The organism is Microbacterium sp. NPDC056057, from assembly GCF_042266945.1.
Taxonomy (GTDB): Bacteria; Actinomycetota; Actinomycetes; order Actinomycetales; family Microbacteriaceae; genus Microbacterium; species Microbacterium trichothecenolyticum_C.
This window is the reverse complement of the sequence record NZ_JBHJWS010000001.1, coordinates 1418152-1440212: the sequence shown is the minus strand read 5'-3', so window position 1 is coordinate 1440212 and position 22061 is coordinate 1418152. Positions and strand designations below refer to the sequence as shown.

The following is a 22061-nucleotide window of genomic DNA, read 5'->3' as shown; positions in this document are numbered from 1 at the left end:
GTAGTTGTTTTGCTGTGGCAGCTACCGGCATGTGATTGCAGGACACTCTTGGTGCAAGGGACAAGGGCCGGTCGGTAGCCTCTCCGACCGGCCCTTCACTTTTGCCTTTTGACCAGGGCATCTGCGATCGCCCGGCCACCCATCGGCGAGGTCCGTCGACGCCCGCACACCCGCGCGTCGAGGCGCACCCGGGAAGATCACGAAAAGATCACAGAAAACGCTTGTCAGCGTTATCTGGCCGTTATAGAGTGCTTGCACGGTAGTTGTTTTGCTGTGGCAGCTACCGGCATGTGATTGCAGGACACTCTTGGTGCAAGGGACAAGGGCCGGTCGGTAGCCTCTCCGACCGGCCCTTACTCTTGCCCTCTGCTCTAGTGGCTGACCGCCTTCTCGGCGCCGATGCCGGTGAGCGAGCGCACCTCCATCTCGGACTGCTTCTTCGGGTCCTCCGGCGTCTTGTCGAGCACGCTGACGATCCAGCCGAGGAAGAAGGCGAGCGGGATCGAAATGATGCCGGGATTCGACAGCGGGAACCACGCGAAGTCGATCGCGTCGGTCTTCAGCATCGACGTCTCGGAGCCCGAGACCACCGGCGAGAACACGATGAGCAGGATCGCCGAGGCGAGCCCGCCGTACATGCTCCACAGCGCGCCCTTGGTCGTGAACCGCTTCCAGAACAGCGAGTACACGATCGTGGGGAGGTTCGCCGAGGCCGCGACGGCGAACGCGAGAGCCACCAGGAACGCGACGTTCTGGCCGTTCGCTCCGATGCCGCCGATGATCGCGACGATGCCGATGATGACCACCGTACGGCGCGCGACCTTGACCTCGGCGCCCGGCTCGGGCTTGCCCTTCTTCACGACAGACGCATAGATGTCGTGCGCGAACGACGCGGCGGCGGTGATCGTGAGGCCGGCGACGACCGCGAGGATCGTCGCGAACGCGATCGCCGAGATGAGGCCGAGCAGCAGCGGTCCGCCCAGCGAGAACGCGAGCAGCGGGGCCGCCGAGTTCGGGCCGCCGGGCGCCGCGGCGATGACCGCCGGGCCGACGAGAGCGGCGGCACCGTAGCCGAGGACCAGCGTGAAGACGTAGAAGATGCCGATGAGCCAGATGGCCCAGACGACGGACTTGCGCGCCTCCTTGGCCGTGGGCACCGTGTAGAAGCGCATCAGCACGTGAGGCAGTGCCGCGGTGCCGAGCACCAGGGCGAGACCCAGCGACAGGAAGTCGATCTTCGAGGTGTCCGAGACGCCGTACTTGAGGCCCGGGTCGAGGATCGCCGGGTTCTCGGCGACGGCCACGGCCTTGTCGAGCAGCGCCGAGAAGTCGAAGCCGTTGAGCGCCAGCACCCACACCGTCATCACACCGGCGCCCGCGATGAGGAGCACGGCCTTGATGATCTGGACCCAGGTGGTGCCCTTCATGCCGCCGATGAGCACGTAGAGGATCATGAGCGCGCCCACCACCGTGATGACGACGGCCTGGCCGAGCTGGTCGCCGATGCCGAGCAGCAGCGACACCAGGCCGCCGGCGCCCGCCATCTGTGCGAGCAGGTAGAAGAAGCAGACCACGAGGGTCGTCGTCGCCGCGGCGATGCGCACCGGGCGCTGCTTGAGGCGGAACGACAGCACGTCGGCCATCGTGAACTTGCCGGTGTTGCGCAGCAGCTCCGCGACGAGCAGGAGCGCCACGAGCCACGCGACGAGGAAGCCGATCGAGTAGAGGAACCCGTCGTAGCCGGTCATCGCGATCGCTCCGACGATGCCGAGGAACGACGCCGCCGACAGGTAGTCGCCGGCGATCGCGGAGCCGTTCTGGCCGCCCGTGAACGAGCGGCCGGCGGCGTAGTAGTCCGCCGCGGTCTTGTTGTTCCGGCTGGCGCGGAACACGATCACCATCGTGACCGCGACGAACGCGCCGAAGATGGCGATGTTGAGCCAGGGCTCACCCGGCGACGTGGTCGCCGCTTCCGTGAAGTGCCGCATCAGCGCGTCTCCCCTGCGTTCTCGAATTCGCCGGTCTCGATCTCGTCGCGGATCTCCTCCGCGAGCGGGTCGAGGCGCTTGTTGGCGTAGTGGACGTACCAGGTCGTGACGGCGAAGGTCGTGACGACCTGCGCCATGCCGAGGACCATCGCGATGTTGACGCTGCCGAACACCCGGATCGACATGAAGTCGTGGGCGTAGCTGGCGAGGAGGACGTACGCGAAATACCAGGCCAGGCACGCGCCCAGCACCGGGAAGACGAAGCTCCGATGCGTGCGCCGGAGCCGTTGGAATTCAGGTGATGCTTGCACCGCGCCGTAGTCGACCTCTGCGAGGTTCGTGGCGGCGCTGGGGGCTTCGTTGCCCATGGCGTCTCTCCTTCGAGGGGGATCGGCGCGCCCGTCGGCCGCGCCGCTGCGTTGACAGTGCGACCATGCTCGCGTTCGGCAGGTGCGGCTGGGGGCGGTCGCCGTTCGTCGTCGGTGAGCGGCGGCCACGGTGCGACGAACGGCGGTCGGTTGACGACGAACGACGGCTACGCTGGCCGCATGCCCGAGTCGATGCTGCTCGCCGCTGCCGCCGGCGTCCTGGCCGGGGCTCTCGCGGTCGGCGTCGTGATCCTGCTCCGGCGCATCGTGGTGGCATCCAAGGAGCTCGGCACCGACGTCGAGCAGGCGACCTACCAGACCCTCCACCTCGCGAGCCGGGCCGCCAAGCACCTGCGCGGCGGCATCGCCGAAGGCGACGCGACCCGGGCCGGTCGCCATCTCAAGGCTCTCCTCGGGTGCGAGACGCTCGCGCTCGTCGACCCGTCGGGCCACGTGACCGTCGAGGGGGACGACGCCGTCCGCGAGGTCGCCGGGCAGCTGGCCGCCGAGGCGCGCGCGTCGGGTCGCACGCAGATGCAGCGACGGGCGCGGATCGGCGAACGGGAGACGGATGCTGTCGCCGCGCCGATCCTCGCGGGCGGCGTGCCCGCCGGGGCCATCGTCGCGTTCGCGCCGCGCGTGCGGGCCGGGCTCGTGCGCGCGACCGGCGAAGTGGCGGACTGGGTGGCGGCCCAGGTGGAGCTCGGCGAGCTCGACGCATCGCGCGCGGCCCTCGCCGAGGCCGAGGTGCGCGCGCTCCGCGCGCAGATCAGCCCGCACTTCATCTACAACTCGCTGAACGCCATCGCCTCCTTCATCAACACCGACCCGGCGAAGGCCCGTGACCTCGTGCTCGAGTTCGCCGACTTCACGCGGTACTCGTTCCGCCGGCACGGCGATTTCACCACCGTCGCCGAGGAGCTCCGCTCGATCGACAGCTACCTGAAGCTCGAGCGCGCGCGGTTCGGCGAGCGCCTGAAGGTGACCCTGCAGATCGCACCCGAGGTGCTGTCGACGGTGGTGCCGTTCCTCTCCATCCAGCCACTCGTCGAGAACGCGGTGCGCCACGGTCTCGAGGGCAAGGAGGGCGGCGGCCACATCACGATCGAGGCCTCCGACCAGGGGGCGTTCGCCGAGATCAGCGTCGAGGACGACGGCGTCGGCATCGATCCGGTCGTGCTCGAGCGCGCGCTCGCCGGCGGCGCGCCGGGTGAGCACGTGGGCCTGCGCAACGTCGACGCACGGCTGCGGCAGGTCTACGGCGACGAGCACGGGCTCGTCGTGGACACGAACGTCGGTGCGGGCACGCTGGTGCGGATGCGCGTGCCGAAGTCGCAACCCGGCCGGGTGGCGGCATCCACCGGTCCCGTCCGTGCGACGGCGACCCTCGAGCGGCCCGAGGGGAGGCGCGAACCGTGATCTCGGTGCTCATCGCCGACGACGAGCAGCCCGCGATCGACGAGCTCGCGTTCCTGCTCGGGCAGGACCCGCGCATCGGCGTCATCCACCAGGCGCCGTCGGGGGCCGAGGCCATCCGGCTGCTCACGCGGGAGAGCGTCGACGCCGCATTCCTCGACATCCACATGCCCGGTCTGAGCGGCTTCGACCTCGCGCGCGCCCTGCAGCGGTTCGAGCGCCGGCCGGCCCTCGTCTTCGTGACCGCCGACGAGGAGAGCGCCCTCGAGGCCTTCGACCTCGCGGCGGTGGACTACCTCCTCAAGCCCGTGCGCACCGAACGGCTGCATCGGTCGGTCACGCGCGTCATCGAGGCGATGAAGGCGCAGGCTGCGCCGGCGACGGATGCCGCGGCCTCGGCCCAACCGGAGCTCATCGCCGTCACGCTCGGCGGAACGACGCGCATGATCCGGCGTGACGAGGTGCGGTACGTGCAGGCCCAGGGCGACTACGCGCGGCTGCACACCGAGGAGGCGAGCTACCTCGTGCGCGTGCCGATGTCGGATCTCGAGCGGCAGTGGTCCGATGCGTTCGTGCGGATCCACCGCTCCTACCTCGTCGCGATCCCCCACCTCGCGCGCCTCCGGCTCGGGGGCGACCACCCCAGCGTCACCGTCGGCGGTGCCGAGCTGCCGGTGAGCCGGCGGTGCCTTCCGGCGCTCCGCGAGAGGCTGGAGTCGACGACGATCCGGCCGCGCGCATGACCTCGGGCGACGCCGACGCAGCACCCGACCGGCGCCCGCCCTCGCCGGGCCGGGTACGCGTCACCGCTCCGCACGCAGGCTCCCCCGCAGCATCCGTCCGCTCGTCGTCGCCGGAGGCGGAGGGAGGGCCCACGAGCGACATCGCCGGCGTGTACGTGCGCTCGCTGATCCGTTCGCAGCTGAGGCTCGGGATCGTGTTCGCGCTGGGATTCGTCGTGGCCACCGCGCTGTTCGTGCTCGCCATCGCGCTCGTCCCCCAGCTCGACACGACGTTCGTGCTCGGCGTGCCGCTGTCGTGGCTGCTGCTGGGGGCCGGCGTCTACCCGCTCGCCATCACCGTCGGCGGACTCTACGTGCGCGCGGCGTCGCGCAACGAGGCGCGCTACCGGGCACTGGCGGAGGACGAGTGAACCCCGCGATCGGCTACGTCGCGATCGTCGCGGTGGCCGTGGCGTCGGCGCTCATCGGCTTCTACGGCCTGCGGGTGTCGCGCACGACGAGCGACTTCTACGTCGCGAGCCGCACGGTGCGCCCCTGGTGGAACGCGTCGGCGATCGGCGGCGAGTACCTGTCGGCCGCGTCGTTCCTGGGGATCGCCGGCCTCATCCTCCTGACCGGCTCGTCGGCGCTCTGGTTCCCGATCGGGTACACGGCCGGATACCTCATGCTGCTGCTGTTCGTGGCCGCGCCGCTGCGCCGCTCGGGGGCGTACACGATCCCCGACTTCACCGAGGCGCGGCTGGACTCCCTGTGGGCGCGGCGCGTGACGAGCACGCTGGTGATCGTCATCGGGTGGTTCTACATCGTGCCCCAGCTGCAGGGCGCGGCCCTCACGGTGCGGATCACGACCGGCCTGCCCTCGTGGGTGGGGTCGCTCGCCGTCGCGGTCATCGTCGCGGTGGTGGTCGCGGCGGGCGGGATGCGCTCGATCACCTTCGTGCAGGCGTTCCAGTTCTGGTTGAAGCTCACGGCGCTCGCGATCCCGGTGGTCACGATCCTGCTGCTGGTCGGCGATGTGCAGCCCGCATTGCCGCCGGTCGAGGCGTTCCCGCCGAGCGCAGGTCCTGGCGACCTCGAGGTCTACCGCACGGTGTCGCTCATGGTGGCACTGCTGCTCGGCACACTCGGACTCCCCCACGTGCTCGTGCGCTTCTACACGAACCCCGACGGCGTCGCCGCACGTCGCACGACCGTCATCGTGCTCGTGCTGCTGTCGGTGTTCTACCTCTTCCCCACCGCATTCGGCTTCCTCGGCCGCACGTTCGCGCCCGATCTGGCGCAATCGGGCGATGCCGACGCACTGGTCCTGCTGCTGCCAGGGCGGCTGATCGACGGGCCCCTCGGCGATGTGCTGACGGCGTTCGTCATCGCGGGGGCGTTCGCGGCGTTCCTCTCCACATCGTCGGGACTCGTCGTGTCGCTCGCCGGCGTGATCAGCCAGGACCTGCTCGGCGGCAGCGTGCGCGGGTTCCGCATCGCGGCGGTGCTCTCGTCGTTCGTCCCCCTGGTCGTCGCACTGGCCACCGAGCCGGCCGGGCTCGCCGGCAGCGTCGGCCTGGTCTTCGCGTTCACCGCGTCCACCCTGTGCCCCGTGCTGCTGCTCGGCATCTGGTGGCGGGGCCTCACGGCACGCGGCGCGATCGCGGGCATGCTCACCGGCGCGGTCCTCTCCGGCGTCGCGATCCTGGGCGGCGGGCTCGTGACGGCGGGATTCCCCGCCCTGCGCCCGTTCCTCGAGCAGCCCGCCGCGTGGACCGTCCCGGTCGCGGTGATCGTGACCGTGGTCGTCTCGCTCGGCGATCGCCGCGGCATCCCGCGCGGCACCGACCGATTCCTCACCCGGCTTCATGTGCCGGAGCCGCTGCCCTCTCACCCGAGCGACGGCTGAGCCGAGCGTCGTGCCCGAGGGGCAGCATCCCGGATCAGACGCCCCCGCCCCCGCCACCGCCACCGCCGCCGCCCGCGGAGCCGCCGCCCGACGACCCGCCGGACGTGGACGACGACGAGGCCGAGGTCGACAGGTTCGAGATCCCGGCCGAGAACGCCGCCGCGTTGAAGCCGGTCGATCCCGAGTACCAGCCTGGGGAGTTGCCCGAGCCGTACAGCACGGCGAGCTCCTCGGCCCACTTCTTCTCCTGGCCGAACACCACCGCGTACGGCAGCAGGGTCTCGTACAGCTTCAGCTTCATGCGCGGGTCGGAGACATCGACGCGCACGCGCTCAGCACCCTGCGGAGACTGCAGCATGCGGATGCGGTCGGCCTCGGCCCACTCGATGAACTCCTTCAGCCCGAGCAGGTGGTCGCGCGTCTCGGCGCCGGCGGCGGTGAGGGGCTTGCGCGACACCATCCCCGCGACGAGCAGCACGACGAGCACCGAACCGATGATCAGCAGGATCGGCACCCACGCCGTCACGTAGCCCGCCAGCGCGCCGATGCCGAAGAGCAGCACGAGGACCGCGGACACGATCGCGATCACGACCGGCCAGGCCCGGGCGCTCAGCGGCACCTTCCGCCGGAGTCCGCGCGACGACAGCTCCGCCGACGCCGCCTTCAGCACCTTCTGCGCCGTCGTCGAGAACCTCGTGTCGGAGCGGCCGAACTCGAACTCCTCCCCCGCCATGCCCATCGGGAACAGGCCGGGCAGCAGCATCCGTCCGTCTCCGTCGGCGAGGGACGGGTTCACGAGCACGGCCTTCAGCTTCGTGCCGCCGAACCACTTGGGCGGGCCTTCTTCGATACGGATGCTGCCCACCACCGCCTGCTCGAGCACCTCGGCCGGGATCGCCTTCGTGGTGCGGCCGAGCAGCACGGCGCTCTCGAGGGCGTCGATGCCGCGCGGCGGCGTGTACTCCGCGATGATGACGGGGCGTCCGGGCTCATCGCGCAGATGGCGACGGCGGGTCACGGCCGCCAGCACGAAGGCGGTGCCGAGTCCGAGCGCGGCCACCCCGCTCTGCAGCCAGCCCCACGGCGACGCGAGATAGCTCGGGTCGAACTCGGTGAACGTGTCAGGGTCGAACCCGATCGCGATCGTCAGCGTCTGGTACGGCTGCACGTTCTCGACCGAGGCCGCGATCGTCCCCTCGGCATCTTCGATCGGGCAGGTCTGGGTCGAGCCCTGGGAGCCGACGTAGCAGGCCTGCGCACCCGTGCGCGCGGCCTCGAGGTCGGCGGGCATCGTCACGCGCGCGGTGATGCGGCCGAAGGGCTGCGGCCACTGGACACCGTTGACGTTCCAGTAGAACTCGTCGACCCCGGTGTCGGCGAAGTAGTGCGTGACGTTCTGGAGCGTGTAGGTGAAGACGTAGGTCTGCCGACCGTGGACGAAGTCGTCGGCGCGGGACGTCATCGAGTAGTAGCCGTCCTCGGACTCCGTCTCCTCGGCACGGGGGGCACCGGTCTCGTCCGTGATCGAGACGAGTTCGGGGTGCAGCGGTGCACCCAGATAGCTGTCGGGGATGGAGCGGCGCATGCCGCGGTTCTGGTCGAACTCGGGGAACAGTGCGACGAACGTCTCGACGACCGTCAGGGTGCTCGTGCCGTCCTCGGTGCGGCCCAGCTGGTACTCCACATCGAGGCTCTCGAACGAGAAATCGTCGACGCCCGCGTGCGCCGGGCTCGTAGTCAGGCCCGCGAGCAGCACTCCGGTGAGCAGGGCGAGCACCAGCCCCACGACTCCGAGACGATGCGTGCGCCACGACGCGACTGCAGAAGACGCCATGGGGCCAGCCTAGGGTCGGTGCGAGGCTCTAATCTTGACGCTATGACCGATCGCCGTCTCGCCATCGACGCGTGGGAGAGTCTCTTCCGCGCGCAGCACGAGGTGTTCGGCGACATCAACGACGACTTCGACGACGAGACGCTGAGCCAGGCAGAGTACGACGTGCTCCTCACGGTCACCCGCGCCGACGACCTCACCGCACGTCTGCGCGACGTGACGGCGAACATGCTGATCAGTCAGCCGAGCGTCTCGCGCCTCGTCGACCGCATGGTCGCGCGCGGACTGATCACCAAGTGCGCCGACCCCGACGACGGGCGCGGCGCGCTGGTGCACGCGACGGATGCCGGCGCCTCCTTGTTCCGCCGCATCGCCAGTGCCCACGGCAAGGCCATCGCCGAACGCATGTCGCTCCTCTCGGACGACGAGCTCTGCCAGCTGCGCGACCTCACCGCGAAGCTCCGCAAGAAGCAGCCCAGCTGCTGACGTCGGGGCGTCGGGCTATGGCGTCCGGCGCCGGAGCGTGAGCGACGCGAGGATCAGCGCGCCCACGGCGAACGCGACCACGATGAGCAGGGGCCCGAAGACCTCCCAGCCCTCGTCGCCGTCGGTGACCGCGTTGATCGTGTCGATGGCGTAGCTCAGCGGCAGGATCTTCGAGATCTGGTACAGCGCCTCGGGCATGTCCTCGCGGGGCATGAACAGCCCGCCCAGGATGATCTGCGGGAACACGATGAGCGGCATGAACTGCACCGCCTGGAACTCGGTGCGTGCGAAGGCGCTCGCCAGGAGCCCGAGCGCGGTGCCGAGGATCGCGTCGACGACGGCGACGAGCCCGAGCTGCCAGAGCGGGCCGTCGACCTGGAGTCCGCACACCCACACCGCGAAGGTCACGGTGATGACCGCCTGCAGTGTCGCCATGAGCCCGAACGCCAGCCCGTACCCGACGATGAAGTCGGCCTTCGCGATCGGCGTCGTCATGAGCCGCTCGAGGGTCCCCGACCGTCGCTCGCGGAGCGTCGTGATCGAGGTGATCAGGAACATCACGATGAACGGGAACAGTGCCAGGATCGGCCCGCCGAACTGGTCGAACACGCCCTCCTGGTCGCTGAACAGCCACGCGAACAGGCCCACGAGCAGGCTCGGCGCGACGAGCATCAGCGCGATCGAGCGCGGGTCGTGGCTGAGCTGCCGCAGCACCCGCCCCGCCGTCGCGGTGGTCAGCACCCCGTTCATGACGCGCTCCCCTCGTCCGCGTGGTGCGCATGCTCGGCCTGCTCGCGCGCCTCTCGGCGGGTGAGCGGATGCTGCGCCTCGGCCTCCGTGCGAGCGTGCGCGTCGCGCTCGATGAGCGTGAGGAACGCGGCATCCGGGTCCGTCGTCCCGGTGTCGGCGAAGAGGCCGTCGGGGGTCGTGTCGGCGATGATGCGGCCCGCGCGCATGAGGACGAGGCGGTCGCACCGGAGGGCTTCGTCCATGACGTGGCTCGAGACGATAAGGGTGGCACCGGCGTCGGCGAGGCCGCGGAAGACCTCCCACAGCTCGGCGCGCAGCAGCGGATCCAGGCCCACCGTGGGCTCGTCGAGCACGAGCAGCTCGGGCACGCCGAGCATGGCGACCGCGAGCGAGACGCGGCTCTCCTGTCCGCCCGAGAGCGAGTCGATGGTCTGGTCGCGCTGGTCGGCGAGGCCGACCTGCTCGATGACGCGATCGACGTCGGTGCGGGGCGCGTCGACGAGGCGCGCGAAGTAGCGCAGGTTCTGCTGGATCGTGAGGTCGCCGTAGACCGAGGCCGCCTGCGTGTCGTACGCGACACGCTTGCGCAGCGCGCGGGAACCGGCCGGTTCGCCGAGCACCGTCACGTCGCCGCCCGCCACCTTCTGCACGCCCACGATCGAGCGCATCAGCGTGGTCTTGCCGCACCCCGACGGGCCGAGCAGGCCGGTGATCTGCCCCCGCGGAATGTGCAGATCGAGCCCCGTGAACACCTCGGTCCTGCCGCGCGTGACGTGCAGACCACGCACGCTCACAGCATCCGTCTCCGCATTGTTCGTCACGAGACGAATAGTGCTCCCCCGCCACCTCGTCGTCAACGAGACGCGCGGCACGGATCACCAGCGGTTTCGGACCTCCTCGGCGAAGCCCACGATCCCGTCGAAGGCGACGATGTCGCCGTTCGGCACCGCGAAGGTTCCTGCCCATCGTCCGAAGCACTGGTCGGTGCGGGAGGCGACGATTCCGAGGTCGGTGCGGGTGACCTTGTCGTAGAAGGGCGTGAAGGATGCCTCGAGCCCGCCGCCGCTGATGCGCCAGGGCGTCCGCCAGTCGGCGATGTCATAGTCCCAGTCGAGCTCGTCGTGGATCTTGTGGAGCCGTCCGTCGAGGAAGACGGCGTTCTCGGTCGACCCCGTGCCCGCGGTCCACCGTCCGCCGACCTGGATGCCGATCGTGCGCCCGCCCGAGCTGCCGGAACCCGCACCCCAGTTCCAGCTGATGTCGTACGGCCATCGTCCGCGGCCGTGGTCGAGCACCGCCCACGACTCGCCCGCAGGCACGTCGTACGTGGTGCTGCCGATCGTCACCGACCCCGAGGCCGGGCGCGCGACGTCCTTGACCGTGTACTGGAAGCGGCTCGTGCTCCACGGCACCACCACGGCCAGACGCTCGTGGTGCTCGGGGAGCGCGGCGAAGACGTCGAACGAGGCATCCGGAATCCGCGCGCGCAGCCGCGCACCCCCGGCCTCGGGGACGATCTCGATCTCGAGGTCCTTCGCGCGCCCGCGCGCAGGACCGCTCTCGACGTTCGCCGGGAGCTCGACGTCATGTGCCGGCGCCACCGTCGCGCTCTTGCCCCAGGCGCGCTCGGTGGCGCGGTCGAACACCCACACCTCGTGCACCGCGGCGTAGTCGATCGACGACACGGTGAGCGCGAGGATGTGGGTCGGCGTCGTGATGTTCCAGTACTCCCACCGCTTGTTGCGGCCGAGTCCGCGACCGATGCCCGACGTGTCGACGAGGGGCTCTCGCGCCCACCCGATCGCGTCGGGGTTCACCCGACCGTTCGGGAGTGTGAGCGACACGGGTGCGGTCAGCTCACGCTCGGGGCGTGCGTGATCGGCGGGATGGCGCGGGCGTGGGCGCGCGGAGGAGTCTGCGGTCATCGGCATCCTTGCTGACGGTCCGGGGTCGGGTGGTTCGATCCTAGGCGGACGTAGTCTGGCGCCATGCACACGCGCGCCCAGGCGAGGCTGCAGGTCGTCGCCGGTCCGATGTTCGCCGGGAAGTCGGAGGAGCTGCTGCGCCGCGTCCGCCGCGCGCGCATCGCAGGGCTCGAGGTCGAGGTGGTGAGTCACGCCCTCGACGACCGCCGCGGCGAAGGGCTGGTGAGCTCGCACTCCGGGCTGAGCGTGCCCTCGCGCTCGGTGCCCGACGTGGCGGCGCTCGTCGCCGGCGTGCACGGCCGCGGCCTCGACCTCGTCGCGATCGACGAGGCGCAGTTCTTCGGCACCGACCTCGTGGCGGCCGTCGACGAGCTCGTCGCGGGAGGCGTGACGGTGGTGGTGTCAGGGCTGTGCGTCACGTTCGACGGGCGCCCGTTCGAGCCGCTCCCGTCGCTGATGGCGATCGCCGAGGACGTCCTCAAGCTCACGGCCGTGTGCGCGATCTGCGGCGAGGACGCGGCCTTCCACCAGCGCATCGCCGCCGACACCGCCGGCGACCCGCGGGTGCCGACCGCCGCGCAGGTCGGCGGCATCGAGTCCTATCAGGCCCGCTGCCGCCGCCACTTCACCGGCCGACGCGCCTGAGCCCGCAGCATCCGTCCCGCGTCCCGGCGCTCGCTCACCGTTGGGCGCTCGGGTCCCTCGCTCGCCGGCGGCTCAAGTGTCACAACACGCGGAATCACCGTAGACACCCCGCGTGTCGCGCCACCTGGATCCCGGCACCCCGGTGCCCCTGCCTCGCACCCGAGCTCAGGTGTCGGAACGCGCGGAATGGTCTCGCGCACCCCGCGTGTTGCGCCACCCGATTCCCCGGCGCCGCGCCGGCGGCCCTGCCTCGCACCCGAGCTCGGGTGTCGGAACACGCGGAATCGTCGTGCACACCCCGCGCGTTGCGTCACCCTGACCGGTGTATCGGTCGGCGACGGGGCTCCTCCACAGGTAGCGCTTTCCCCAAGGAGTCCCCAGATCGACGCGGGCTCCGTCATCGCACCGGCCGCGCGAAGCATCGTCGTCGTGTGTCAGCTCGGCCTTCTCCATTGCCGGCGTTCCTCGGCGGCAGCTTCTCAGTCGCCGACGCCCGATCCGCGGGCGTGTCCTCGGGACGACTGCAGGCGCGTGACCTGGATGCGCCGTTCCATGGAGTTCGCCAGGTCGCCGCGAGTGCGCCCCCGGACGGAGATCTGTCCATCGACGACATCGCCAGGCAGTCGGAGTGGCGCAAGATCCGGGCATATGCGCGTGTGATGAGGCCGCACGCCTTCCTCGCAGGCCGCACGGCGGCCGTGCATCTCGGGCTGTCCGTGGGTCCGGGCGCTCTGCTCGAAGTCGGCGTGCTCGCACCGAACCGCGCTCCGCGAGCGAGAGGAGTGCGCGGCGTCAAGGTTGCGCCTCACCTCGCGAACGTGATCACGCACGAAGAGGTGCGGACGACGGATGCGGTGTCGACGTGGGCGATGCTCGGCGCAGAGCTGACCATCCGCGAGCTCGTCTCTCTCGGCGACCAGATCGTGCGTATCCCCCGCGATCGTCGGGGAGCCCTCCTACCGCGGCAGCAGTTGGGCACAATCGATGACCTCGGCAACGTCGTCGCCGCCGGGAGGCGACGCGGCATCGGCCGCCTGCAGGAGGCCCTGCCGCTCGTCCGGGTCGGCAGCGCCTCTCCGCTCGAGACGGACTTCCGATTGGATGCTGCGGCCGGCGGTCTCCCGACCCCAGAGCTGGACGTTGAGATCCATGATCGAAACGGCACGCTGCTGGGCATCACGGAGTTCGTGTTCTCCCAGTTTCGGACAGCAGTCGAGATCGAGGGCGATCATCATCGGACCGACCGCACACAGTGGAACCGCGACATCGACAAGTACGCCGCCTATGCGGCTGAGGGGTGGGAGGTCGTGAGGCTCACCTCCGCTCACGTCAGAGGAAATCGCAGTGCCGTCGGCATCGTGCGCTCTGTTCTCCTCCGTCGCGGCTGGATGCCGGCGCATTCCTGACGCTCGCGTTGCCCCGTCGGATCCGGGCCGCCTTCGGGTGTCACGACACGCGGCATCTCCACGGCCATCCCGCGTGTTCCGTCACCTGAACGGGCCTCACTGGCGCATGCGGCGTGCGCGGGTGTCACGACGCGCGGCATCGCCGCAGCGACTCCGCGTGTTGCGCCACACGAAGCCACGAATCGTCGGCGGTGCAGTGGCCCGTTGGCGCGCCTCAGCACTCGATGACGTTCACCGCGAGGCCGCCCTCGCTCGTCTCCTTGTACTTGTGCGACATATCGATGCCGGTCTGCCGCATGGTCTCGACGACCGCGTCGAGCGAGACGTAGTGCGAGCCGTCGCCGCGCAGGGCGAGGCGCGCGGCCGTCACCGCGGTGGACGCGGCGATCGCGTTGCGCTCGATGCACGGGATCTGCACGAGTCCGCCGACCGGGTCGCAGGTGAGGCCGAGGTGGTGCTCCATCGCGATCTCGGCGGCGTTCTCGATCTGCCGGTTCGTGCCGCCCATCACGGCGGTGAGGCCACCAGCGGCCATCGCGCACGCCGACCCCACCTCGGCCTGGCAGCCGCCCTCTGCGCCCGAGATCGACGCGTTGGCTTTGAACAGCGAGCCCAGCGCGGTCGCGGTGAGGAGGAATCGACGGATGCCTCGGCGACGGTTCGCCTCCGCCACCTGTTCGTCGTCCCAGCCTGCGGCCTCCTCGGTGGTCGCCGCGTGCCCGTGATAGCCGAGCAGTGCGCTGCCGACCAGCTCGCCGTAGGGCGTCACCGCATTGCCGGCGCCCAGGCCGGAATCGGCGAGGAAGCGCCACCAGTACATCGCGACGGCGGGCAGGATGCCGGCAGCGCCGTTCGTCGGCGCGGTCACGACCCGCCCGCCCGCGGCGTTCTCCTCGTTGACCGCGAGCGCGAACGCGCCCAGCCACTCCCCCGGCAGCTCGCGACGGCCGTCGGCCTCGGCGGCCTCGAGCTGCTCGCGGATGGATGCTGCGCGGCGCTTGACCCCCAGGATCCCGGGGAGAACGCCCCCCGACTGCAGGCCGGCCTCGACGCACGCGGCCATCGCGTCCCAGATCGCGTCCAGCCCCTCGGCGATGTCCTCGTCGGGGCGCAGCGACTCCTCGTTGATGCGCGCGGCCTCCGCGATGGTGATGCCCCGCTCGTCACATACGGCGAGCAGTTCCTCCGCACTCGAGAAGTCGAGGGGAAACGCCGGGCGAACCCCTTCGGCCCCGGCGCCTGCCGAAGAGCCGCCTTCGCGACGGATGAAGCCGCCGCCGACGGAGTAGTAGGTCTCGCGCACGAGGAGTCCGGCATCCGTCCCCACCACCGGTTCGACCGCCCCGGACGAACCCGTCTCGCGCACGCCGGGCGCGGCGAGCGCACGCGCAGGTCCGTCGCCGCGCGAGGCCCACGCTTCGAGGGTCATCGCGTTGGGGTGGCCGGGCAGCCTGGTGCGCGGCGCGAACACGACGTCGCCCCGCTCGAACGGCACCGCATGCACCCCGGCCAACTCGAGCGCGCGATCGTCGTGCCAGGCGCTCCAGGCCGAGCGCACAGCATCCGGATCCACCGTCTCGGGTTCGAGGCCCCGCAGCCCCGCGACGACGGCGTCGGGTGTGCCGTGGCCGATGCCTGTTGCGCCGAGCGAGCCGAACAGCGTGCAGGTGACGCGGCCGACCTGCGGCAGAACCCCGCCTTCGCGCAGACGGACGACGAAATCGTAGGCGGCCCGCATGGGACCGACCGTGTGGGAGCTCGAGGGTCCTACGCCGATGGAGAACAGCTCGAACGCCGAGACGTAGGCGCTCATCGCGACCAGGCTAACCCGACAGGAGCGTGCACTCTGACTCCTGTTACCGACTCGATACGAGCAGGATGCCTCATCTCGCGCGCATTCGTCGTGCAGCCTGGCGGTCTCAGGCAGCGACAGGCCGGAACGAGATGAGGCCGACGGTGTTGCCCTCGGAGTCCTTGACGAACGCCTGCCACTCGTCGTGACCCGCCGGACCGAGGGTGTCGTCCTCGTGGGTGAAGATCACGTGCGGCGGCGAGACGACCTCGGCCCGATCGCCGATCCGCTCGAGGACCGCCGCGACGTCGTCGACGTGCAGGTACAACAGCGCGGTCGGGGCGTTGCGGTCCAGCAGCAGCCGCACGCCGTCGAGGTCGAAGAACAGCAGGCCCGGCGGATCGAACACCGCTTTCGCGTCGCTGCCGAGGAGGGCGGTGTAGAAGCCTGCGGCGCGCTCGAGGTCGTCGGCGTGCTGAGCAACCTGCACAAGTCTCATGGCGTCATTCTCGCGCCCGCTCCATCGGCGTGCCAGTGAGGAGACTCTTCCCGTGGCATGGGGCGGGGAGTATCAATGAGGTAGGCGATCCTGGAGGTTGGCGATGCTGTTCGTGCTCTATCTGATCCTGCTCATCGGCGGAATGGTGATCCTGGGCTTGTCCTTCGCGTCACCGATCCTGCCGGCCCTGGTCTTCGTCGCCGGGCTGCTCTGCATCGTGGCGGCCGTCGCGATCCCGGTCACCGCGGGAGCCTTCGAACAACGCCGGTAGGCAGGCGGCGCCTGCTCGCGGTGCACCCCTCGACGGGAACCGCTAGGCTCGGGAACTTCATCTGTCCCGGCTGTGGAGGTTTGCCGTGTCTGTTGTGGAGGAGCCGATCTGGCTCACGCAGGACGCTCTGCGTCAGCTGCAGGAGGAGCTCGAACTGCTTGTGCGCGAGGGCGCGGGGGACGAGCAGAGCCAGGTCCGCGCACTGGAACTGCGTGGCATCATCCGTCGCGCCCAGGTCGGCGAGCGCCCGGACGACGGCATCGTCGAGCCCGGGATGCGCGTGACGGTCGAGTTCGACGCAGACGGATCGCGGGAGACGTTCCTGCTCGGCTCCCGCACCCTCCTCGGCGCGGACTCCGACCTGGCCGTCTACTCCCCCGACTCACCGCTCGGCCAGGCGATCGCGGGGCTGCTCCCGGGCGACCGCTTCTCGTACGCCGCGCCCAGCGGGGCGACGATCGCGGGCGCCGTAGCGGACGCGGTCCCGCACAGCTGACAACGGGGTGATCGCCGCTACGGCGTCCACCACGGCCGTGACGGCAGGTCACCCACGCCGCCTCGCTCGTCGGGATTGACCGCGAGGACGTGATGAAGCTGGATGCCGCCGGACTCGAACGCGAGCCGTGACCCGGCCATATAGAGACCCCATACCTTCGCGGCGGGCAGCCCCACCTCGGCGACCGCTTCGTCCCAGTGCTCCACGAGGTTCGCGCACCAGTCGCGGAGGGTCATCGCGTAGTGCGGGCGGAGGTTCTCCTCGTGGAGCACCTCGAGGCCGACGTCCTGGGCCTCGGTGATGATCCTGCCGGAGCCGGTCAACTCACCGTCGGGGAAGACGTAGCGGTCGATGAAGCCTGTCGCGGCGGCCTCGCTGCGATTGTCGGGACGGGTGATGCAGTGATTCAGCAGGAGCCCGCCGACGCGCAGCCGGGACCGGAGGAAGCGGAAGTAGGCCGGATAGTTGCGCACGCCGATGTGCTCGAGCAGGCCGATCGAAGACACCGCGTCGAACCCGGTCTCCGCGATGTCGCGGTAGTCGCCGAAGCGCACGTCGGCGAGCTCGCCTAGTCCTTCGTCGGCGATCGCCCGCTGGGCCCACGACGTCTGCTCCCTCGAGAGCGTGACCCCCGTGGCGTGAACTCCACGACGCGCCGCGTACCGCACCATTCCGCCCCAGCCGCAGCCCACGTCGAGCAGCCGGTCGCCGGGCTTCAGTCGCAGCTTCTCGAAGACGAGCCGGTACTTGTTCTCCTGCGCCTCTTCGAGCGAGGCGTCGGGTGCCGGATAGCAGGCGCAGGTGTAGGTCATCGACGGACCGAGGACCCATTCGTAGAAGGTGTTCGAGACGTCGTAGTGATGGTGGATCGCCTCGGCGTCGCGGTGCTTGCTGTGCCGCATTCCGTTCGCGACGCGTCGCCAGCGCGGCGGCACCTCCTGCGGCGGCGGCGCGATCGGCCGAAGATGCTCGAAGCCGATCGAGCGGACGATGCGGGCCATGACCCGAGGCGACGGCCGGGGGAAGACGAGAGCGTCCGCGAGCCCTTTGAGCAGGTCGTACGGATCGCCGGGGTGCACGCCGTGGATGTCGAGGTCGCCGGCGATGTAAGCACGGGCGAGGCCGAGGTCGCCGAAGCCGGTCGCCAGATACGTCGTGCCCCGTGGTGTCTTCAGGTCCAGTCCGTAGGGCGCATCCACGGGTCCGGCCGAGCTTCCGTCGTAGGCGGTGAATCGCAGCGGCAGCCGTCCGCCGGCGAAGATCTCGAGGATCTCGGCGAGCGTGAGCTTTCGCGCCGGGTCGTCGGCCCCGCTGCCTCCGGCGGGCGCCGGGGGCGCAGCATCCGTCCCCCGCTCGTCGAATGTGGTCATCGTCGTTGCACCGCCTTCGCGTAGAGGTCGAGCAGTCGCGAGTCGGGGTCGTACCGCTCCTTCACGGCACGATATGCCGCCCCGCCGTACAGCGCGTCGAACTCCTCGCGGGAGTAGAACGCCTCGGAGTACAGCGACTTGTGCCCGTCGAGCTCGCTCACCTCGCGCTCGATCATCCGGTTCGTCTCCCCTTCGACGTTCCCCACCGGCACCGTCGACCAGAAGCCGACGTTCACATAGGTCTCGCGCGGCGGGATCGGGTACAGCGGCCAACCCGCGTCGTCACGCAGCCGCAGCGGACAGAGCCAGATCGGCTCGATGGGCACATGGGCGAGGAACCACTCGAGGAACTCGGCGCAGCGCGCGATGGGCACCTCGATGTCTTGGATGACACGCTCACGGGGCGGTCGGCCATGCAGCTTCTCGAGGCGATCGCCGACGTCGAACCGTCGTTCGAGCCTCATCAGGCTCGCGTACGACCGGCTGCGCCGGTACCGTCGGGGCCAGATTCGTCGGACGAACGGATGCTGCGCCCCGAACGCCTGCGAACACCAGAACCAGTCGGCATCCCATCGCCACAGATAGTCGTGAACGGTGAGCCGGTCGGCTATCGTGCCGTCGTCGTGCCGGATCGACCGGTAGTAGATCTGCTGACGGGTGTAGTCGCTGACAGGACCGGGTGCGGCCGCCTGCACGCCGATGCACAAGTAGGCCTCGTCGGCGCTGAACACCACGCCGTCGAGGTAGTCGACGCGAGCGTCACCGAAGTGGCCTGTCGCCACGATGCGATCCATCGCGGCCACGAGATCGGCGAGAGCGTGGAACCGAACATGTGTGAGCGCGACGAACGGCTCGACGCGCTCCAGCTCGATCCGCAGCCGCACCGCATAGCCGAGCGTGCCGTACGAGTTGGGGAATGCGCGGAACAGGTCGGCATGGTCGACCGGCGATGCCGTCACCACGCGCCCCGTGCCGGTGAGGATGTCCATCTCGCGCACCGACTCGTGCGGCATGCCGTTGCGGAAGGACGCGGACTCGATCCCGAGGCCCGTGACCGCGCCGCCGAGAGTGATCGTCTTGAGCTGGGGCACGACGAGCGGAGTCAGTCCGAACGGAAGGGTCGCAGCCACGAGGTCTTCGTAGGTGCACATGCCGTCGACGTCCGCGGTCCGCGAGAGGGGATCCACCTCGATGACTCCGGTCAGGCCCGAGGTGTCCAGCCCGCGGGCGTGGACCTTGCGCCGCGACCGGAAGAGGTTCGACGTCGGCTTGGCGAGCCGCACCGGGGCGGATGCCGGAACAGCCCGATAGCTCCCCACAAGGCGCTCGACGCCGGCGGCGTGGGCGTTCCGTGCATCGATCGCCGGGGCGGACACGCCCCCACGCTAGCCCGCGGCGGCCGACGGCGCACCCCATTCGGCTGCAGGGCGGCAGGGTGTCGCGCGCCGCCTTCGGCAAGCGTTCACCAACCCGTCAACCGGACAACGCTGGCGCCGACGCGCGGTGCGGCCCTAAGGTGTCGGACAGCGCGTCCAGGACAGCACACGACGCGACTTTTATCATCCGCAGCCGCCTGGGGGCGGCGCAACAGATGGGAAGTCGAATGTCAGAGAGCAAGCCGACGATCGTCCTCGTCCACGGCGCGTGGGCCGACGCTTCGAGCTGGAACGCCGTGAGCGTTCCGCTCCAGGCCGAAGGGTTCACGGTCCTCGCCCCGCCGAACGAACTGCGCGGACTGTCGTCCGACGCGGCGTACATCGCGTCGTTCCTCGCCCAGCGGACGAGCGGGCCCGTCGTGCTCGTCGGCCACTCGTACGGCGGCGCGGTCATCACGAACGCCGGCGCACACGGCGGCGACGTGAAGGCACTGGTGTACGTCGACGCGTTCATCCCCGACGAGGGCGAGACCGTCGTCGGCATCCTCGAGGGATCGGGTTCCGCCCTGGCGGTCGCGGATCCGACCACGGTCCTCGACGTCGCGGGCTACCCGGGCGCTCCGGAGGGCGCGGCCGAGGCGTTCCTCAAGCCGCAGACCGTCCATGACGCGTTCGCACAGGATCTCCCTGAGGCCGACCGATGGACGATCGTCGCGACGCAGCGTCCGGCCTCCTTCGTGGCGAACGTGACGCCGTCAGCCGCGCCGGCGTGGAAGACGATCCCGAGCTGGGCCGTGCTCGGCACCGAGGACCGCGTCATCCCGATCGACACGCAGCGCCGCATGGCGGAACGCGCCGGCGCCACGATCACCGAGGTCGACGCGTCGCACGTCTCGATGGTGTCGCAGCCGGACGCGACGCTGGAGGCGATCCGCGCGGCGGCGGCCTCGATCAGCTGACCGCCGACACCACGCACTGCGCCGGTATCGCACGCGGCTACGCCCGTGCGATACCGGCGATGTGGGTGTTGAACGGGAGGAACGGGGTCCGGATCCGGTAGCGCTCGATCGTCACGCTCTCGAACCCGGCAGAGCGGACGGCCTGTTCCAGATCCCGTTCGCACGAGCAGCCCTCGAACGTCCACGCCCACGGGCGGCGCAGAATCCGCTGCGCGACGCGGGTCGGCGTGCCGTCGGGGGCCGCGACGTGCTCGAGGAAGCGGAACGTGCCGCCCGGGCGCAGGATGCGCCGGATCTCGGCGAGCACGACTGCGGGATCCTGCACCGAGCACAGCACCAGCGAGGAGATCACGCTGTTGGCACTGCTGTCGGGAAGCCCGGTCTCTTCGGCCATGCGTTCCCGCAGGTCGAGGCCCATCCCGTACCGCTTCGCCGCGTCTCGGAGCGGCCCGTGCATGGATCGATTGGGCTCGACGGCCACGAGCCTGCTGCCCGCGGTGAGGTACCTCAGGTTGGCGCCCACGCCAGGACCGATCTCGACCACCTCGGCGGGAAGGTCCGCGAAGACGCGCTGCTTGTGCCGGCGCAGGTTGTGTTCGATGTACGGGTCCATCACCCGGAAGAATGCCGCGTTGAACGCGCCCCGCAGCGTGTGCTGCGGAAACTCGAACGCCGTTGTGCGGTCGTCAGCGGTCGTGGTGTCGGCCATGTCTCCTCCTGAGCTCAGGCTGTCGCTTGAGACCAGCCTGGGCCGCGGCATCCGTGTCGACAGGCGGGGAAGTACCTCAGTTCGACGGCGCAGAGCCCTCGCGCTGGGAGACGAACCAAGCGGCGATCTGTGCTCGCGACGTGAAGCCGAGGCGCAGCCGGATCCTTTCGACGTGTCCCTCGGCGGAGCGCTCGTCGATGCCCAGCGTCTGCGCGATCTCACGGTTGGTGCGGCCCTCGCTGACCAGAGCGGCGACCTGCGCCTGCCGCGGAGTCAGATCCCGCGGCGAGCGCCGCAAGCCGCGCAGGCCGAGGAACCGGCGGATCGGCGCCATGATGGCGTGCGCATCGCCGATGTAGGGCAGATGCGAGCGACCGGGGAGCACGACGAGTGTCGCGTCGGGGATGCCGTCGGCCAGGGCAGCGGCTTCCGCCACGGGGGCGGCGCGGTCCTCGGCCCGATGCACCACCAGCGTCGGGGCGCGGACCTGCGCGAGGAGGTCGCCGATGTCGAGGTCGTAGCTCAGCGCAAGGAGGGAGCGGGCGGTCTCAGCGGAGGACGAGGCCCGCTGATACCGGCCGAAGCCCTTCCGCATCGCGGACGTCGCGTCCGGCGCGAAGATGTCGGTGAGCACGTCGGCACCCAGGCCCCAGTGCGACTCGACCAGACCCAGCACGTGATCGCGTACGTCGGGCGGCGAGATGTTCGCGCCCGAGACCCATCCGCCGTACAGCACGAGCCGCCGCACGGTCTCCGGGTGCGCCGCCGCCCAAGCGACCGCGACGAGCGCTCCCATCGACGTCCCGACGACGTCGAACGGCTCCGGACCGACGAGCTCCGCCACCGCAGCCAGCTGCTCCAACTCGTACTGCAGCGAGGGCGCACGACCGGAAGGCGCAGACAGCCCGCACCCGGCGCGGTCGTAGCGCACGAGCCGGCAGCCTTCGGCGAGGCTCTCGTAGAACGCCCGCTCCTCCGGCATCTCCCAGCTCAGCTGCAGGTGGCTGAGCCACCCGCCGACATACACGAGCGCGCGCCCCTCGCCGACCGAGGCGTACGCGACCTCGGTGCCATCAGCCGTCGACACGCGACCGATGCGTTGCTGCACACGCCCATTATGACGACGCCTCTCCTCCGCAGCAG

At 70.2% G+C, this 22061-nt stretch carries 22 protein-coding genes; 10 read left to right on the top strand and 12 right to left on the bottom strand.

Going from position 1 to position 22061, the window contains the following annotated elements:
• Positions 1-371: 371 nt before the first annotated feature.
• A complete protein-coding gene (locus tag ACFC1K_RS06060) occupies positions 372-1988 on the bottom strand; it encodes a sodium/solute symporter (protein WP_310285456.1) in 1617 nt (538 codons plus the stop codon).
• Positions 1988-2356, bottom strand: a complete 369-nt coding sequence (locus ACFC1K_RS06055; protein WP_310285457.1) for a DUF485 domain-containing protein — start codon at positions 2354-2356, stop codon at positions 1988-1990. The genes ACFC1K_RS06060 and ACFC1K_RS06055 overlap by 1 nt, the downstream gene beginning before the upstream one ends.
• A gap of 180 nt (positions 2357-2536) precedes the next feature.
• On the opposite strand from ACFC1K_RS06055, the gene ACFC1K_RS06050 reads away from it, so the two are divergent.
• From ACFC1K_RS06050 to ACFC1K_RS06035, 4 genes are read left to right on the top strand one after another with little or no spacing between them, the layout of a single operon-like run.
• On the top strand, positions 2537-3775 hold the full coding sequence (locus ACFC1K_RS06050) for a sensor histidine kinase (protein ID WP_375870871.1): 1239 nt from the start codon (positions 2537-2539) through the stop codon (positions 3773-3775).
• Positions 3772-4515, top strand: a complete 744-nt coding sequence (locus tag ACFC1K_RS06045) for a LytR/AlgR family response regulator transcription factor (protein ID WP_375870870.1) — start codon at positions 3772-3774, stop codon at positions 4513-4515. The genes ACFC1K_RS06050 and ACFC1K_RS06045 overlap by 4 nt, the downstream gene beginning before the upstream one ends.
• A complete protein-coding gene (locus ACFC1K_RS06040) occupies positions 4512-4925 on the top strand; it encodes a hypothetical protein (protein ID WP_375870869.1) in 414 nt (137 codons plus the stop codon). Before ACFC1K_RS06045 ends, ACFC1K_RS06040 begins: the two co-directional genes overlap by 4 nt.
• The gene (locus ACFC1K_RS06035; RefSeq protein ID WP_375870868.1) at positions 4922-6403 is read left to right on the top strand and encodes a cation acetate symporter; all 1482 of its coding nucleotides are present in this window, start codon (positions 4922-4924) and stop codon (positions 6401-6403) included. Before ACFC1K_RS06040 ends, ACFC1K_RS06035 begins: the two co-directional genes overlap by 4 nt.
• Positions 6404-6437: 34 nt before the next feature.
• Here ACFC1K_RS06035 and ACFC1K_RS06030 read toward each other — a convergent pair whose 3' ends face one another.
• A complete protein-coding gene (locus ACFC1K_RS06030) occupies positions 6438-8237 on the bottom strand; it encodes a DUF2207 domain-containing protein (protein WP_375870867.1) in 1800 nt (599 codons plus the stop codon).
• 42 nt (positions 8238-8279) lie between these two features.
• Between ACFC1K_RS06030 and ACFC1K_RS06025 the strand changes: the two genes are divergently transcribed.
• Positions 8280-8720, top strand: a complete 441-nt coding sequence (locus tag ACFC1K_RS06025) for a MarR family transcriptional regulator (RefSeq protein WP_310249817.1) — start codon at positions 8280-8282, stop codon at positions 8718-8720.
• Positions 8721-8735: 15 nt separating this feature from the next.
• On the opposite strand, the gene ACFC1K_RS06020 is transcribed toward ACFC1K_RS06025, so the two are convergent.
• From ACFC1K_RS06020 to ACFC1K_RS06010, 3 genes are read right to left on the bottom strand one after another with little or no spacing between them, the layout of a single operon-like run.
• Positions 8736-9470: an ABC transporter permease gene (locus ACFC1K_RS06020; RefSeq protein WP_375870866.1), complete on the bottom strand. Its 735-nt coding sequence runs from the start codon at positions 9468-9470 to the stop codon at positions 8736-8738.
• On the bottom strand, positions 9467-10291 hold the full coding sequence (locus ACFC1K_RS06015) for an ABC transporter ATP-binding protein (RefSeq protein WP_310285469.1): 825 nt from the start codon (positions 10289-10291) through the stop codon (positions 9467-9469). Before ACFC1K_RS06015 ends, ACFC1K_RS06020 begins: the two co-directional genes overlap by 4 nt.
• A gap of 54 nt (positions 10292-10345) precedes the next feature.
• Entirely contained in the window at positions 10346-11395 is a 1050-nt protein-coding gene (locus ACFC1K_RS06010) for a DUF2804 domain-containing protein (protein WP_375870865.1), read from the bottom strand.
• 63 nt (positions 11396-11458) lie between these two features.
• On the opposite strand from ACFC1K_RS06010, the gene ACFC1K_RS06005 reads away from it, so the two are divergent.
• The gene (locus tag ACFC1K_RS06005) at positions 11459-12040 is read left to right on the top strand and encodes a thymidine kinase (protein WP_375870864.1); all 582 of its coding nucleotides are present in this window, start codon (positions 11459-11461) and stop codon (positions 12038-12040) included.
• Between the two features lie 659 nt (positions 12041-12699).
• Entirely contained in the window at positions 12700-13446 is a 747-nt protein-coding gene (locus tag ACFC1K_RS06000) for a hypothetical protein (RefSeq protein WP_375870863.1), read from the top strand.
• A 214-nt stretch (positions 13447-13660) separates the two neighbouring features.
• Here the strand turns inward: ACFC1K_RS06000 and ACFC1K_RS05995 are convergent, their stop codons facing one another.
• Complete coding sequence (locus ACFC1K_RS05995; protein WP_375870862.1) at positions 13661-15259, bottom strand: L-serine ammonia-lyase, iron-sulfur-dependent, subunit alpha; 1599 nt, start codon at positions 15257-15259, stop codon at positions 13661-13663.
• Positions 15260-15365: 106 nt separating this feature from the next.
• On the bottom strand, positions 15366-15737 hold the full coding sequence (locus ACFC1K_RS05990; protein ID WP_375870861.1) for a VOC family protein: 372 nt from the start codon (positions 15735-15737) through the stop codon (positions 15366-15368).
• 103 nt (positions 15738-15840) lie between these two features.
• Between ACFC1K_RS05990 and ACFC1K_RS05985 the strand changes: the two genes are divergently transcribed.
• Positions 15841-16008 carry a hypothetical protein gene (locus ACFC1K_RS05985; RefSeq protein WP_310285476.1) on the top strand — a complete coding sequence of 56 codons (168 nt, stop codon included), beginning with the start codon at positions 15841-15843 and terminating at the stop codon, positions 16006-16008.
• 85 nt (positions 16009-16093) lie between these two features.
• On the top strand, positions 16094-16504 hold the full coding sequence (locus ACFC1K_RS05980; RefSeq protein ID WP_375870860.1) for a GreA/GreB family elongation factor: 411 nt from the start codon (positions 16094-16096) through the stop codon (positions 16502-16504).
• A gap of 17 nt (positions 16505-16521) precedes the next feature.
• Here the strand turns inward: ACFC1K_RS05980 and ACFC1K_RS05975 are convergent, their stop codons facing one another.
• Positions 16522-17874, bottom strand: coding sequence for a class I SAM-dependent methyltransferase (locus tag ACFC1K_RS05975; protein WP_375870859.1), 1353 nt, complete (start codon positions 17872-17874; stop codon positions 16522-16524).
• Positions 17871-19250: an FAD-binding oxidoreductase gene (locus ACFC1K_RS05970; protein ID WP_375870858.1), complete on the bottom strand. Its 1380-nt coding sequence runs from the start codon at positions 19248-19250 to the stop codon at positions 17871-17873. The genes ACFC1K_RS05975 and ACFC1K_RS05970 overlap by 4 nt, the downstream gene beginning before the upstream one ends.
• Positions 19251-19477: 227 nt before the next feature.
• Between ACFC1K_RS05970 and ACFC1K_RS05965 the strand changes: the two genes are divergently transcribed.
• Complete coding sequence (locus tag ACFC1K_RS05965) at positions 19478-20209, top strand: alpha/beta fold hydrolase (protein ID WP_375870857.1); 732 nt, start codon at positions 19478-19480, stop codon at positions 20207-20209.
• Between the two features lie 37 nt (positions 20210-20246).
• Here ACFC1K_RS05965 and ACFC1K_RS05960 read toward each other — a convergent pair whose 3' ends face one another.
• Together ACFC1K_RS05960 and ACFC1K_RS05955 are read right to left on the bottom strand one after the other, a co-directional pair.
• Positions 20247-20918: a class I SAM-dependent methyltransferase gene (locus ACFC1K_RS05960; RefSeq protein ID WP_375870856.1), complete on the bottom strand. Its 672-nt coding sequence runs from the start codon at positions 20916-20918 to the stop codon at positions 20247-20249.
• A 76-nt stretch (positions 20919-20994) separates the two neighbouring features.
• Positions 20995-22026 carry an alpha/beta fold hydrolase gene (locus tag ACFC1K_RS05955; RefSeq protein WP_375870855.1) on the bottom strand — a complete coding sequence of 344 codons (1032 nt, stop codon included), beginning with the start codon at positions 22024-22026 and terminating at the stop codon, positions 20995-20997.
• Between the last annotated feature and the right edge of the window lie 35 nt (positions 22027-22061).